Genomic DNA, 14,823 nt, shown 5'->3' with positions numbered 1-14,823 from the left:
CCGCTTGCGAACCCGCCAGCGTTTCGAATATTATCTTATCTTTATAATAATCATTCTCGTTTACGTTATCATTCACTTTACATCAGAGATATACCAATGGCGCGTTCCAAAACTGCTCAGCCAAAACACTCACTGCGTAAAATCGCAGTTGTAGTAGCCACAGCGGTTAGCGGCATGTCTGTTTATGCACAGGCAGCGGTTGAACCGAAAGAAGACACTATCACCGTTACCGCTGCACCTGCGCCGCAAGAAAGCGCATGGGGGCCTGCTGCAACTATTGCGGCGCGACAGTCTGCTACCGGCACTAAAACCGATACGCCGATTCAAAAAGTGCCACAGTCTATTTCTGTTGTGACCGCCGAAGAGATGGCGCTGCATCAGCCGAAGTCGGTAAAAGAAGCGCTTAGCTACACGCCGGGTGTCTCTGTTGGTACGCGTGGCGCATCCAACACCTATGACCACCTGATCATTCGCGGCTTTGCGGCAGAAGGCCAAAGCCAGAATAACTATCTGAATGGACTGAAGTTGCAGGGCAACTTCTATAACGATGCGGTCATTGACCCGTATATGCTGGAACGCGCTGAAATTATGCGTGGCCCGGTTTCCGTGCTTTACGGTAAAAGCAGTCCTGGCGGCCTGTTGAATATGGTCAGCAAGCGTCCGACCACCGAACCGCTGAAAGAAGTTCAGTTTAAAGCCGGTACTGACAGCCTGTTCCAGACTGGTTTTGACTTTAGCGATTCGTTGGATGATGACGGTGTTTACTCTTATCGCCTGACCGGTCTTGCGCGTTCTGCCAATGCCCAGCAGAAAGGGTCAGAAGAGCAGCGTTATGCTATTGCACCGGCGTTCACCTGGCGTCCGGATGATAAAACCAATTTTACCTTCCTTTCTTACTTCCAGAACGAGCCGGAAACCGGTTATTACGGCTGGTTGCCGAAAGAGGGAACCGTTGAGCCGCTGCCGAACGGTAAGCGTCTGCCGACAGACTTTAATGAAGGGGCGAAGAACAACACCTATTCTCGTAATGAGAAGATGGTCGGCTACAGCTTCGATCACGAATTTAACGACACCTTTACTGTGCGTCAGAACCTGCGCTTTGCTGAAAACAAAACCTCGCAAAACAGCGTTTATGGTTACGGCGTCTGCTCCGATCCGGCGAATGCTTACAGCAAACAGTGTGCGGCATTAGCGCCAGCGGATAAAGGCCATTATCTGGCACGTAAATACGTCGTTGATGATGAGAAGCTGCAAAACTTCTCCGTTGATACCCAGTTGCAGAGCAAGTTTGCCACTGGCGATATCGACCACACCCTGCTGACCGGTGTCGACTTTATGCGTATGCGTAATGACATCAACGCCTGGTTTGGTTACGACGACTCTGTGCCACTGCTCAATCTGTACAATCCGGTGAATACCGATTTCGACTTCAATGCCAAAGATCCGGCAAACTCCGGCCCTTACCGCATTCTGAATAAACAGAAACAAACGGGCGTTTATGTTCAGGATCAGGCGCAGTGGGATAAAGTGCTGGTCACCCTAGGCGGTCGTTATGACTGGGCAGATCAAGAATCTCTTAACCGCGTTGCTGGGACGACCGATAAACGTGATGACAAACAGTTTACCTGGCGTGGTGGTGTTAACTACCTGTTTGATAATGGTGTAACACCTTACTTCAGCTATAGCGAATCGTTTGAACCTTCTTCGCAAGTTGGGAAGGATGGTAATATTTTCGCACCGTCTAAAGGTAAGCAGTATGAAGTCGGCGTGAAATATGTACCGGAAGATCGTCCGATTGTAGTTACTGGTGCCGTGTATAATCTCACTAAAACCAACAACCTGATGGCGGACCCTGAGGGTTCCTTCTTCTCGGTTGAAGGTGGCGAGATCCGCGCACGTGGCGTAGAAATCGAAGCGAAAGCGGCGCTGTCGGCGAGTGTTAACGTAGTCGGTTCTTATACTTACACCGATGCGGAATACACCACCGATACTACCTATAAAGGCAATACGCCTGCACAGGTGCCAAAACACATGGCTTCGCTGTGGGCTGACTATACCTTCTTTGACGGTCCGCTTTCAGGTCTGACGCTGGGCACCGGTGGTCGTTATACTGGCTCCAGCTATGGTGATCCGGCTAACTCCTTTAAAGTGGGAAGTTATACGGTCGTGGATGCGTTAGTACGTTATGATCTGGCGCGAGTCGGCATGGCTGGCTCCAACGTGGCGCTGCATGTTAACAACCTGTTCGATCGTGAATACGTCGCCAGCTGCTTTAACACTTATGGCTGCTTCTGGGGCGCAGAACGTCAGGTCGTTGCAACCGCAACCTTCCGTTTCTAATTTCTCTTTTGGGGCACGGATTTCCGTGCCCATTTCACAAGTTGGCTGTTATGCAGGAATACACGAATCATTCCGATACCACTTTTGCACTGCGTAATATCTCCTTTCGTGTGCCCGGGCGCACGCTTTTGCATCCGCTGTCGTTAACCTTTCCTGCCGGGAAAGTGACCGGTCTGATTGGTCACAACGGTTCTGGTAAATCCACTCTGCTCAAAATGCTTGGCCGTCATCAGCCGCCGTCGGAAGGGGAGATTCTTCTTGATGCCCAACCGCTGGAAAGCTGGAGCAGCAAAGCGTTTGCCCGCAAAGTGGCTTATTTGCCGCAGCAGCTTCCTCCGGCAGAAGGGATGACCGTGCGTGAACTGGTGGCGATTGGTCGTTACCCGTGGCATGGCGCGCTGGGGCGCTTTGGGGCGGCAGATCGCGAAAAAGTCGAGGAAGCTATCTCGCTGGTTGGCTTAAAACCGCTGGCGCATCGGCTGGTCGATAGTCTCTCTGGCGGCGAACGTCAGCGGGCGTGGATCGCCATGCTGGTGGCGCAGGATAGCCGTTGTCTGTTGCTCGACGAACCGACCTCGGCGCTGGATATCGCCCACCAGGTTGATGTGCTGGCGCTGGTGCACCGTTTAAGTCAGGAGCGTGGCCTGACGGTCATTGCTGTGTTGCACGATATCAATATGGCGGCACGCTACTGTGATTATCTGGTCGCCCTGCGCGGCGGTGAAATGATTGCTCAGGGAACGCCTGCGGAAATTATGCGCGGCGAAACCCTCGAAATGATTTATGGCATCCCGATGGGTATTTTGCCGCATCCGGCGGGTGCTGCACCTGTGAGTTTTGTTTATTGATGAGCGGCTTACCTCTTATTTCGCGCCGTCGACTGTTAACGGCGATGGCGCTTTCTCCGTTGTTATGGCAGATGAATACCGCCCACGCGGCGGCTATTGACCCCAATCGTATTGTGGCGCTGGAGTGGTTGCCGGTGGAATTACTGCTGGCGCTCGGCATCGTGCCTTACGGCGTGGCGGATACCATCAACTATCGCCTGTGGGTCAGCGAACCACCATTGCCGGACTCAGTGATTGACGTCGGTTTGCGTACAGAACCTAACCTTGAACTGCTGACCGAAATGAAACCGTCGTTTATGGTCTGGTCGGCAGGATATGGCCCTTCACCAGAAATGCTGGCACGTATTGCGCCGGGTCGCGGATTTAACTTCAGTGACGGCAAACAGCCGTTGGCGATGGCGCGTAAATCGCTGACGGAAATGGCAGATTTACTTAACCTGCAAAGCGCAGCAGAAACGCATTTAGCGCACTATGAAGACTTTATCCGCAGCATGAAACCCCGCTTTGTGAAGCGTGGTGCACGCCCGTTACTGCTGACGACGCTTATCGATCCGCGCCATATGCTGGTCTTCGGTCCAAACAGCTTGTTCCAGGAAATTCTCGATGAGTACGGCATCCCAAATGCCTGGCAAGGGGAAACCAACTTCTGGGGCAGTACCGCCGTCAGTATCGATCGTCTGGCGGCGTATAAAGACGTTGATATGCTCTGTTTTGATCACGACAACAGCAAAGACATGGATGCGCTAATGGCAACCCCGCTGTGGCAGGCCATGCCGTTTGTCCGCGCCGGACGCTTTCAGCGCGTACCTGCAGTCTGGTTTTATGGTGCGACGCTTTCGGCAATGCACTTTGTGCGTGTTCTGGATAACGCCATCGGAGGTAAAGCGTGAGTAAACGAATTGCGCTTTTCCCGGCGTTATTGCTGGCGCTGTTAGTGATTGTCGCTACGGCGCTAACCTGGATGAACTTCTCACAGGCGCTGCCGCGCAGTCAGTGGGCGCAGGCCGCCTGGTCGCCGGATATTGACGTCATCGAGCAGATGATTTTTCACTACAGCTTGTTGCCGCGTCTGGCGATTTCGCTGCTGGTGGGCGCAGGCCTGGGGCTGGTGGGCGTGCTGTTTCAGCAAGTGCTGCGTAATCCGCTGGCGGAACCGACGACACTTGGCGTTGCTACAGGCGCGCAACTGGGAATTACCGTCACCACACTTTGGGCGATCCCAGGTGCTATGGCGAGCCAGTTTGCCGCACTGGTGGGCGCTTGTGTCGTTGGCTTAATCGTCTTTGGCGTCGCGTGGGGGAAACGGCTTTCGCCGGTTACGCTTATTCTCGCGGGGCTGGTGGTGAGCCTTTATTGTGGGGCAATTAATCAGCTACTGGTTATCTTCCATCACGACCAGCTGCAAAGCATGTTCCTGTGGAGCACCGGAACGCTGACGCAAACCGACTGGGGCGGCGTTGAGCGTTTATGGCCGCAGTTGCTGGGCGGCGTGATGTTGACGTTATTGCTACTTCGCCCGTTAACCCTGATGGGGCTTGATGATGGCGTGGCGCGCAATCTCGGGCTGGCCTTGTCGCTCGCGCGTCTGGCAGCGCTGTCGCTGGCGATTGTCATCAGTGCGCTGCTGGTGAACGCTGTGGGGATTATCGGCTTTATCGGGTTGTTCGCGCCACTGCTGGCAAAAATGCTGGGGGCGCGGCGTTTGTTGCCACGGTTGATGCTGGCGTCGCTGATTGGTGCGTTAATTCTGTGGCTTTCTGATCAAATCATCCTCTGGCTGACTCGCGTGTGGATGGAAGTGTCCACCGGTTCGGTCACTGCGTTGATCGGTGCGCCGCTGCTACTGTGGCTGCTGCCGCGTTTACGGAGCATTAGCGCGCCGGATATGAAGGTCAACGATCGTGTCGCGACTGAACGCCAACATGTGCTGGCGTTTGTCCTCGCGGGCGGCGTGCTGCTGTTGATGGCTGTGGTAGTGGCGCTGTCGTTTGGTCGTGATGCGCACGGCTGGACGTGGGCGAGCGGGGCGTTGCTTGAGGATTTGATGCCCTGGCGCTGGCCGCGAATTATGGCGGCGCTGTTTGCGGGCGTCATGCTGGCGGTGGCGGGCTGTATTATTCAGCGGCTGACCGGAAACCCGATGGCAAGCCCGGAAGTGCTGGGGATTAGCTCTGGCGCAGCGTTTGGCGTGGTGTTGATGCTGTTTCTGGTGCCGGGTAATGCCTTTGGCTGGCTGTTACCTGCAGGCAGTCTCGGGGCGGCGGTGACGCTGTTGATCATTATGATCTCCGCCGGACGCGGTGGATTTTCCCCACACCGCATGTTACTGGCGGGGATGGCGTTAAGTACCGCGTTCACCATGCTTTTGATGATGTTGCAGGCAAGTGGTGACCCGCGAATGGCGCAAGTGCTGACCTGGATTTCCGGTTCGACCTACAACGCGACCGATGCGCAGGTCTGGCGCACCGGAATTGTGATGGTGATTTTGCTGGCGATTACCCCGCTGTGCCGCCGCTGGCTGACCATTTTACCGCTGGGTGGTGATACCGCCCGAGCCGTAGGAATGGCGCTAACGCCGACGCGAATTGCGCTGCTGCTGTTAGCGGCTTGCCTGACGGCGACCGCGACGATGACTATTGGACCGTTGAGTTTTGTTGGTTTAATGGCACCGCATATTGCGCGGATGATGGGCTTTCGACGGACGATGCCGCACATCGTAATTTCGGCGCTGGTGGGTGGTTTACTGCTGGTGTTCGCTGACTGGTGTGGGCGGATGGTGCTGTTTCCATTCCAGATCCCGGCGGGGCTGCTGTCAACCTTTATCGGCGCGCCATATTTTATCTATTTGTTGAGAAAGCAGAGCCGTTAATTGAATGCCTCGCCCGGTGGGCGAGGCAAAATCATCACAACTTCGCAAACACCCGACGTGCAGCATCGATGGTGTTATTGATATCTTCCATGCTGTGCGCCACGGACATAAAGCCCGCTTCAAACGCTGATGGTGCCAGGTAAACACCTTCATCCAGCATCATATGGAAGAAATGCTTAAAGCGTTCCACGTCACAGGCCATCACATCCTGATAGCACGTCACGGACTCGGCGTCGGTAAAGAAAATACCGAACATGCCGCCAACGTGGTTAACGACCAGCGGAATTCCGGCTTCTTCTGCCGCTTCCAGCAGACCTTCTGCCAGACGTGATGTCAGCTCATCCAACGTTTCGTGAACGCCCGGCTGCGCGACTTCATTCAGACAGGCGAAACCGGCTGCCATCGCAATTGGGTTACCGGAAAGCGTACCCGCTTGATAGACCGGACCCGTCGGGGCCAGCGCATCCATTACATCACGACGACCACCGAATGCGCCTACCGGCATTCCACCGCCGATGATTTTGCCGAGGCAGGTTAAATCTGGCACTACGCCGTAATAATCCTGTGCACCAGCCAGTGCCACGCGGAAGCCAGTCATTACTTCATCGATGATCAGCAATGCGCCAAATTCGTCGCACAGCGCGCGCAGACCTGGCAGGAACTCTGGCAGCGGCGGAACACAGTTCATATTGCCTGCCACCGGCTCAACGATAATACAGGCAATCTCTTGCGGGTATTGCTCAAACGCGGCGCGTACAGAAGCCAGATCGTTATAAGTACAGGTTAAGGTATGTTTGGCGAAATCTGCCGGAACACCCGGCGAGTTTGGCTGGCCTAACGTGAGTGCGCCAGAACCGGCTTTCACCAGCAGGCAGTCAGCGTGACCGTGGTAACAACCTTCAAATTTAATGATTTTGTCGCGACCGGTAAAACCACGGGCCAGGCGGATGGCGCTCATCGTCGCTTCAGTGCCGGAGTTCACCATGCGCACCATATCCATGGTCGGGACCAGTTCGGTCACCAGTTGCGCCATTTTCACTTCCATTTCGGTCGGTGCACCAAAGCTTAAACCACGCTCGGCGGCTTCAATCACGGCATTGCGGATAGCCGGATGGTTATGGCCCAGCACCATCGGCCCCCAGGAACCGACATAATCGATATAGGCTTTGCCATCAACATCGTACAGATAAGCGCCGTCCGCTTTTTCGATAAACAGTGGAGTGCCGCCCACGCCAGTAAAGGCGCGAACAGGGGAGTTCACACCGCCAGGGATCAGCTCGCGCGCTGCGCTGTAAAGATTTTCAGACTTACTCATGGAGGGTTCCTGATTCGTAGAAAAAGTGAATGGCTGCTATTCTATGTTATTCATAACAAGTTAAATACTCGTCAAACATCAGGCTGCTTGTACTGGTGCAATCCTGATTTCTTAGAGTATAAAAGTTTTGTGCATTTGAAACATTACGCTTTGCAAAGGATTTTCATGGAACGTGCGAGTAAAATGCCGTCATCTTATTTGTATGACCAATAAGTGATCATTGGATGAAAACTGATACTCCCTCTTTAGAAACACCGCAGGCCGCGCGCCTGCGACGCAGACAACTGATTCGCCAACTTCTTGAGCGCGATAAAACCCCGTTAGCCATTTTGTTTATGGCGGCAGTCGTCGGCACGCTTGTCGGGCTGGCTGCGGTTGCTTTTGACAAAGGTGTCGCCTGGTTGCAGAACCAACGTATGGGGGCGCTGGTACATACTGCTGATAATTATCCGCTACTGTTAACCGTCGCTTTTCTCTGTTCGGCGGTGCTGGCGATGTTCGGCTACTTTTTGGTGCGCAAATACGCGCCCGAAGCAGGGGGATCGGGGATCCCGGAAATTGAAGGGGCGCTGGAAGATCAACGTCCTGTTCGCTGGTGGCGTGTATTGCCGGTGAAATTCTTTGGCGGGCTGGGGACACTCGGCGGAGGCATGGTGCTAGGGCGCGAAGGACCAACCGTGCAGATCGGCGGCAATATCGGTCGCATGGTGCTTGATATTTTCCGCCTGAAAGGTGATGAAGCTCGCCATACGCTGCTGGCAACCGGTGCTGCTGCGGGGCTGGCTGCGGCCTTTAACGCGCCGCTGGCGGGTATTTTGTTTATTATCGAAGAGATGCGTCCGCAGTTTCGCTATACGTTAATTTCGATTAAAGCGGTATTTATTGGCGTCATTATGTCGACCATTATGTACCGGATTTTTAATCATGAAGTTGCGTTGATTGACGTCGGTAAACTTTCTGATGCTCCGCTTAATACGCTGTGGCTTTATCTGATCCTCGGTATTATTTTTGGCATTTTCGGCCCTATTTTTAATAAATGGGTGCTGGGGATGCAGGATTTGCTGCACCGTGTGCACGGCGGCAATATTACCAAATGGGTACTGATGGGTGGTGCGATTGGCGGTCTGTGTGGATTGCTGGGGTTTGTGGCACCAGCAACGTCGAGCGGCGGTTTTAACCTGATTCCTATCGCTACCGCGGGGAATTTCAGCATGGGAATGCTGGTGTTTATCTTCGTCGCTCGGGTCATTACCACCTTACTCTGCTTCTCTTCCGGCGCGCCGGGCGGTATTTTTGCCCCGATGCTGGCGCTGGGTACTGTGCTGGGAACCGCTTTCGGAATGGTTGCCGTTGAGCTGTTTCCGCAATATCACCTGGAGGCGGGGACGTTTGCTATTGCCGGAATGGGGGCATTACTGGCGGCATCTATTCGCGCGCCGTTAACGGGGATCATTCTGGTTCTGGAGATGACCGATAACTACCAGCTCATTTTGCCAATGATTATTACCGGTCTTGGCGCAACACTATTAGCGCAATTTACCGGCGGGAAACCGCTATACTCGGCGATTCTTGCGCGCACGCTGGCAAAACAGGAAGCTATGCAACTGGCGCGAAGCAAGGCCGCATCAGCCAGCGAGAATACTTGAACGAAATACCAGGGTATTAGATAATGGCGATTATTATTGGGTTAGAATTTGCCCAATTGCCGATGTCGTTTGGAGCAAAATATGAGTGATGACGTAGCACTGCCGCTGGAGTTTACCGACGCAGCAGCCAACAAAGTTAAAAGCCTGATCGCTGACGAAGATAACCCGAATCTGAAATTACGCGTGTATATCACCGGTGGCGGTTGCAGCGGCTTCCAGTATGGTTTCACCTTTGATGATCAGGTGAACGAAGGCGATATGACCATCGAAAAACAGGGCGTTGGCCTGGTGGTTGATCCGATGAGCCTGCAATATCTGGTCGGCGGTTCCGTTGACTATACCGAAGGACTGGAAGGTTCTCGTTTCATCGTGACCAACCCGAACGCGAAAAGCACCTGCGGTTGCGGTTCTTCCTTTAGCATCTAATCTGTTGTTCATGTGCCGGATAAACTATCCGGCACATCTTCTCTCTTCAACGCCCATTCTCATCCAGCGCAAACGTCGGTAGCTTAAGATGCCAACGAATAGCCGCCAGCCGAATCAAGAGCGTCACGACCATGCCCATCATACTGGCTGTTTCCAGTGGTACGGAAAATGTGTAATAAGCCGTAGCGTGGACAATACCGCCGATAATACAGGCAGTTGCGTAGATTTCTGTACGTAAAATCATGGGGATTTCGCGGGCCAGAACATCACGAATGATCCCGCCGCCAACGCCAGTAATGACGCCCATACAAACCGCGATTAACGGACCGGCTTCCGCATTAAAGGCTTTATTCACGCCAATGCCGACAAACACCGCCAGACCAACGGCGTCCAGCACCGGCAACATCCATTTTGGTAAGCGTCTTGGCTGGCGCACCAGCACGATGGTCAGCATGCTGGTTACCATTGCAACGACCAGATCGGTGGGATCTTTCACCCAAAATACCGGGCCGTGATCCAGCGCCATGTCGCGAATTGTCCCGCCGCCTACAGCGGTAACCACGCCCAGTACCAGAACACCAAAAGGGTCCATACGCAATTTTCCGGCTAACAAAACGCCGGAGATGGCAAATACCGCTGTGCCGACTATATCCAGCCAATAGACGAGCATTGTTCAATCCCCACTGAGCACCTGAAAAGGTCAGGCACTAATCTACCTGTGAAAGCGCATTACAGAGCTGTTGTGCAGCGAGGATAATACGTGGGCTTGCACGTTCAAACCAGTCACTCGTGAGAGGAATAACGGGAATTTTGAGCTGTTCACCCCAGTATTGTTTGATTTTAGGAATTTGGTCCGGTCCGCCTGTAATGACAATCGCCTGTGGCGAGCGTGCTAACACCTGTTCGCGGCTAACTTGCGGCCAGGGAACCCGGCTGTCTTTAAAGATGTTTTCTCCGCCACAAACTTCGAGTACCTGGTTCTGAATCGACTCTTTTCCACTGGTAAATGGCGGATTAATGCCGAATTGCAGAAAAACACGTTTTTTAGGTTTATCAGCATATTGCGCTTTCAATTGCGCGTACTGATCCAGCAGGGATTGCGCGGCTTGTTCGGCCTTGTCTGGTTGCGGACTCCAGGGGGCCAGTTGACGTAACGCATTGGCAATTTGTTCAATGCTTGTCGCATCGACCCACATCACTTTTATTCCCAGCGAAGCCAGCTGGTCAACCTGCCGCTCGGCATTACCTCCACGCCAGGCAATCACCAGATCGGGTTTCAGCGCGACAATGCGTTCCAGATTCATCCCCTGCCAGGTGGAAACCTGCTCAATCTTTTGCGCTTGTGGAGGATAGTCGGAATAGCTGCTGACCCCAACCGGCGTGATCCCGGCGGCAAAGGCAAGTTCAGTGTTGGCGGGAGAAAGCGTGATGACGCGCGGCGCGGCGTTGAGCCACAGTGGCGCAAGAAAAGACAGGGCGACCAGCGCCCTGAACAGTGACTTAGCCATGTGCAAGTTTCTGCACCAGTGACTCAACCATCAGGCTGGACTGTTTAGCGGCAACAGCCAGGAACTCATCGAAGCTAAGATGAGACTGTTGATCGGCCACGTCGGAGATGGCGCGTACGACAACAAACGGGACGTTGAAATTGTGGCAGACATGGGCGATTGCCGTCGCTTCCATCTCTACAGCAATGGCCTGTGGGAAGGTGTGGCGGATTTTCGCCAGACCAACAGAACCGTTGATGAAAGCGTCGCCGCTAACAATCTGGCCACGTACAGCGTTAAGATTCAGTTCGGCAATGCAGGCCTCAGCGGCAGCGATCAGTTTATCGTCAGCTTTAAAGCCTGCCGGACAGCCTGGTAACTGACCGTATTCATAACCAAATGCCGTGACATCCGCGTCGTGATAACGTGCTTCGTCCGAGACAACGATATCGCCCACTTTCAGCGTTGGTGCCAGGCCACCGGCAGAACCGGTGTTAATAATCACATCTGGCTTGCAGTGTTCCAACAGCAGAGTGGCACCCAGCGCCGCAGCGACTTTACCGATGCCCGATTTCAGAAGCGCAACCTCGGTTCCATTCAGTTGGCCGGTATAGATTTCGCAACCGCCGAGACTGATAGTTTGACGGTTTTCGATTTTGTCACGCAGCAGCGTAACTTCTTCTTCCATTGCACCAATGATGCCGATTTTCATAGATTTACTCGCGATAAGCCCGATTTGAAGGCATAGTTTACCATGCGCTTACGGGGAAGCGTATTTCTCACGCGGGAGAGGACATGGCACAGATTGATTTCCGAAAAAAAATAAACTGGCATCGTCGTTACCGTTCACCGCAGGGCGTTAAAACCGAACATGAGATCCTGCGGATCTTCGAGAGCGATCGCGGGCGTATCATCAACTCTCCGGCAATTCGTCGTCTGCAACAAAAGACGCAGGTTTTTCCACTGGAGCGCAATGCCGCCGTGCGCACGCGTCTTACCCACTCGATGGAAGTCCAGCAGGTGGGGCGCTACATCGCCAAAGAAATTTTAAGCCGTCTGAAAGAGCTTAAATTGCTGGAAGCATACGGCCTGGATGAACTGACCGGACCTTTTGAAAGCATTGTTGAGATGTCATGCCTGATGCACGATATCGGCAATCCGCCGTTTGGTCATTTTGGCGAAGCAGCGATAAATGACTGGTTTCGCCAACGTTTGCACCCGGAAGATGCCGAAAGCCAGCCTCTGACTGACGATCGCTGCAGCGTGGCGGCACTACGTTTACGGGACGGGGAAGAACCGCTTAACGAGCTGCGGCGCAAGATTCGTCAGGACTTATGTCATTTTGAGGGGAATGCACAAGGCATTCGTCTGGTGCATACATTGATGCGGATGAATCTCACCTGGGCACAGGTTGGCGGTATTTTAAAATATACCCGTCCGGCGTGGTGGCGTGGCGAAACGCCTGAGACACATCACTATTTAATGAAAAAGCCGGGTTATTATCTTTCTGAAGAAGCCTATATTGCCCGGTTGCGTAAAGAACTTAATTTGGCGCTTTACAGTCGTTTTCCATTAACGTGGATTATGGAAGCTGCCGACGACATCTCCTATTGTGTGGCAGACCTTGAAGATGCGGTAGAGAAAAGAATATTTACCGTTGAGCAGCTTTATCATCATTTGCACGAAGCGTGGGGCCAGCATGAGAAAGGTTCGCTCTTTTCGCTGGTGGTTGAAAATGCCTGGGAAAAATCACGCTCAAATAGTTTAAGCCGCAGTACGGAAGATCAGTTTTTTATGTATTTACGGGTAAACACCCTAAATAAACTGGTACCCTACGCGGCACAACGATTTATTGATAATCTGCCTGCGATTTTCGCCGGAACGTTTAATCATGCATTATTGGAAGATGCCAGCGAATGCAGCGATCTTCTTAAGCTATATAAAAATGTCGCTGTAAAACATGTGTTTAGCCATCCGGATGTCGAGCAGCTTGAATTGCAGGGCTATCGGGTCATTAGCGGATTATTAGAGATTTATCGTCCTTTATTAAGCCTGTCGTTATCAGACTTTACTGAACTGGTAGAAAAAGAACGGGTGAAACGTTTCCCTATTGAATCGCGCTTATTCCACAAACTCTCGACGCGCCATCGGCTGGCCTATGTCGAGGCTGTCAGTAAATTACCGTCAGATTCTCCTGAGTTTCCGCTATGGGAATATTATTACCGTTGCCGCCTGTTGCAGGATTATATCAGCGGTATGACCGACCTCTATGCGTGGGATGAATACCGACGTCTGATGGCCGTAGAACAATAACCAGGCTTTTGTAAAGACGAACAATAAATTTTTACCTTTTGCAGAAACTTTAGTTCGGAACTTCGCGCTATAAAACGAATCTGAAGAACACAGCAATTTTGCGTTATCTGTTAATCGAGACTGAAATACATGAAAAAAACCACATTAGCACTGAGTGCACTGGCTCTGAGTTTAGGTTTGGCGTTATCTCCGCTCTCTGCAACGGCGGCTGAGACTTCTTCAGCAACGACAGCCCAGCAGATGCCAAGCCTTGCACCGATGCTCGAAAAGGTGATGCCTTCAGTGGTCAGCATTAACGTAGAAGGTAGCACAACCGTTAATACACCGCGTATGCCGCGTAATTTCCAGCAGTTCTTCGGTGATGATTCTCCGTTCTGCCAGGAAGGTTCTCCGTTCCAGAGCTCTCCGTTCTGCCAGGGGGGCCAGGGCGGTAATGGCGGCGGCCAGCAACAAAAATTCATGGCGCTGGGTTCCGGCGTCATCATTGATGCCGATAAAGGCTATGTCGTCACCAACAACCATGTTGTTGATAACGCGACGGTGATTAAAGTCCAGCTGAGCGATGGTCGTAAGTTCGACGCGAAGATGGTTGGCAAAGATCCGCGCTCTGATATCGCGCTGATCCAAATCCAGAACCCGAAAAACCTGACCGCAATTAAGATGGCGGATTCTGATGCACTGCGCGTGGGTGATTACACCGTAGCGATTGGTAACCCGTTTGGTCTGGGAGAGACGGTAACTTCCGGGATTGTCTCTGCGCTGGGGCGTAGCGGCCTGAATGCCGAAAACTACGAAAACTTCATCCAGACCGATGCAGCGATCAACCGTGGTAACTCCGGTGGTGCGCTGGTTAACCTGAACGGCGAACTGATCGGTATCAACACCGCGATCCTCGCACCGGACGGCGGCAACATCGGTATCGGTTTTGCTATCCCGAGTAACATGGTGAAAAACCTGACCTCGCAGATGGTGGAATACGGCCAGGTGAAACGCGGTGAGCTGGGTATTATGGGGACTGAGCTGAACTCCGAACTGGCGAAAGCGATGAAAGTTGACGCCCAGCGCGGTGCTTTCGTAAGCCAGGTTCTGCCTAATTCCTCCGCTGCAAAAGCGGGCATTAAAGCGGGTGATGTGATCACCTCACTGAACGGTAAGCCGATCAGCAGCTTTGCCGCACTGCGTGCTCAGGTGGGTACTATGCCGGTGGGCAGCCAACTGACCCTGGGCTTGCTGCGCGACGGTAAGCAGGTCAACGTGAATCTGGAACTGCAGCAGAGCAGCCAGAATCAGGTTGATTCCAGCTCCATCTTCAACGGCATTGAAGGTGCTGAGATGAGCAACAAAGGCAAAGATCAGGGCGTGGTAGTGAACAACGTGAAAACGGGCACTCCGGCTGCGCAGATCGGCCTGAAGAAAGGTGATGTGATTATTGGCGCGAACCAGCAGGCAGTGAAAAACATCGCTGAACTGCGTAAAGTTCTCGACAGCAAACCGTCTGTGCTGGCACTGAACATTCAGCGCGGCGACAGCACCATCTACCTGTTAATGCAGTAATCTCCCTCAACCCCTTCCTGAAAAC

The 14,823-nt window shown here is 53.0% G+C and carries 14 protein-coding genes; 10 read left to right on the top strand and 4 right to left on the bottom strand.

Going from position 1 to position 14,823, the window contains the following annotated elements:
- The first annotated feature begins 96 nt into the window (after positions 1-96).
- Genes fhuA through fhuB form a run of 4 tightly spaced genes read left to right on the top strand, consistent with a single transcriptional unit; the run spans position 97 to position 6,057 of the window.
- A complete protein-coding gene (fhuA, locus tag E0D98_RS04170; protein ID WP_000124438.1) occupies positions 97-2,340 on the top strand; it encodes a ferrichrome porin FhuA in 2,244 nt (747 codons plus the stop codon).
- Between the two features lie 50 nt (positions 2,341-2,390).
- Positions 2,391-3,188: a Fe3+-hydroxamate ABC transporter ATP-binding protein FhuC gene (gene fhuC / locus E0D98_RS04165; RefSeq protein ID WP_001158929.1), complete on the top strand. Its 798-nt coding sequence runs from the start codon at positions 2,391-2,393 to the stop codon at positions 3,186-3,188.
- Positions 3,188-4,078 (top strand): Fe(3+)-hydroxamate ABC transporter substrate-binding protein FhuD, encoded by an 891-nt coding sequence (fhuD, locus tag E0D98_RS04160; protein WP_050877046.1) that lies wholly within the window; start codon positions 3,188-3,190, stop codon positions 4,076-4,078. Before fhuC ends, fhuD begins: the two co-directional genes overlap by 1 nt.
- Entirely contained in the window at positions 4,075-6,057 is a 1,983-nt protein-coding gene (fhuB, locus tag E0D98_RS04155; RefSeq protein WP_131890520.1) for a Fe(3+)-hydroxamate ABC transporter permease FhuB, read from the top strand. The genes fhuD and fhuB overlap by 4 nt, the downstream gene beginning before the upstream one ends.
- Before the next feature lie 34 nt (positions 6,058-6,091).
- Here the strand turns inward: fhuB and hemL are convergent, their stop codons facing one another.
- Complete coding sequence (hemL, locus tag E0D98_RS04150; protein WP_000045302.1) at positions 6,092-7,372, bottom strand: glutamate-1-semialdehyde 2,1-aminomutase; 1,281 nt, start codon at positions 7,370-7,372, stop codon at positions 6,092-6,094.
- A gap of 165 nt (positions 7,373-7,537) precedes the next feature.
- Here hemL and yadX point away from each other — a divergent pair, with 165 nt between their 5' ends.
- The 4 genes from yadX to erpA are packed head-to-tail and all read left to right on the top strand — an operon-like array spanning position 7,538 to position 9,444.
- A complete protein-coding gene (yadX, locus tag E0D98_RS27810) occupies positions 7,538-7,585 on the top strand; it encodes a protein YadX (protein ID WP_211180485.1) in 48 nt (15 codons plus the stop codon).
- Between the two features lie 11 nt (positions 7,586-7,596).
- Entirely contained in the window at positions 7,597-9,018 is a 1,422-nt protein-coding gene (gene clcA / locus E0D98_RS04145) for a H(+)/Cl(-) exchange transporter ClcA (RefSeq protein WP_047086732.1), read from the top strand.
- Positions 9,019-9,041: 23 nt separating this feature from the next.
- Entirely contained in the window at positions 9,042-9,107 is a 66-nt protein-coding gene (gene yadW, locus E0D98_RS04140; RefSeq protein WP_120795373.1) for a small protein YadW, read from the top strand.
- A complete protein-coding gene (erpA, locus tag E0D98_RS04135) occupies positions 9,100-9,444 on the top strand; it encodes an iron-sulfur cluster insertion protein ErpA (RefSeq protein ID WP_001295564.1) in 345 nt (114 codons plus the stop codon). The genes yadW and erpA overlap by 8 nt, the downstream gene beginning before the upstream one ends.
- Positions 9,445-9,490: 46 nt before the next feature.
- Here erpA and E0D98_RS04130 read toward each other — a convergent pair whose 3' ends face one another.
- The 3 genes from E0D98_RS04130 to mtnN are packed head-to-tail and all read right to left on the bottom strand — an operon-like array spanning position 9,491 to position 11,643.
- The gene (locus E0D98_RS04130; protein WP_000964221.1) at positions 9,491-10,114 is read right to left on the bottom strand and encodes a TRIC cation channel family protein; all 624 of its coding nucleotides are present in this window, start codon (positions 10,112-10,114) and stop codon (positions 9,491-9,493) included.
- Between the two features lie 37 nt (positions 10,115-10,151).
- Positions 10,152-10,952 carry a vitamin B12 ABC transporter substrate-binding protein BtuF gene (gene btuF, locus E0D98_RS04125; RefSeq protein WP_001129927.1) on the bottom strand — a complete coding sequence of 267 codons (801 nt, stop codon included), beginning with the start codon at positions 10,950-10,952 and terminating at the stop codon, positions 10,152-10,154.
- Positions 10,945-11,643, bottom strand: a complete 699-nt coding sequence (mtnN, locus tag E0D98_RS04120) for a 5'-methylthioadenosine/S-adenosylhomocysteine nucleosidase (RefSeq protein WP_131890517.1) — start codon at positions 11,641-11,643, stop codon at positions 10,945-10,947. Before mtnN ends, btuF begins: the two co-directional genes overlap by 8 nt.
- Positions 11,644-11,726: 83 nt before the next feature.
- Here mtnN and dgt point away from each other — a divergent pair, with 83 nt between their 5' ends.
- Together dgt and degP are read left to right on the top strand one after the other, a co-directional pair.
- Positions 11,727-13,244 (top strand): dGTPase, encoded by a 1,518-nt coding sequence (dgt, locus tag E0D98_RS04115; protein ID WP_000057067.1) that lies wholly within the window; start codon positions 11,727-11,729, stop codon positions 13,242-13,244.
- 129 nt (positions 13,245-13,373) lie between these two features.
- Complete coding sequence (gene degP, locus E0D98_RS04110) at positions 13,374-14,798, top strand: serine endoprotease DegP (protein ID WP_050877047.1); 1,425 nt, start codon at positions 13,374-13,376, stop codon at positions 14,796-14,798.
- Positions 14,799-14,823 lie beyond the last annotated feature (25 nt).

Origin of the sequence: Escherichia sp. KCJ4928, from assembly GCF_004352695.1 — a bacterium.
Lineage (GTDB): Bacteria > Pseudomonadota > Gammaproteobacteria > Enterobacterales > Enterobacteriaceae > ECMA0423.
The sequence above is the reverse complement of the archived record's forward strand: the minus strand, read 5'-3'. Positions and strand labels throughout refer to the sequence as shown.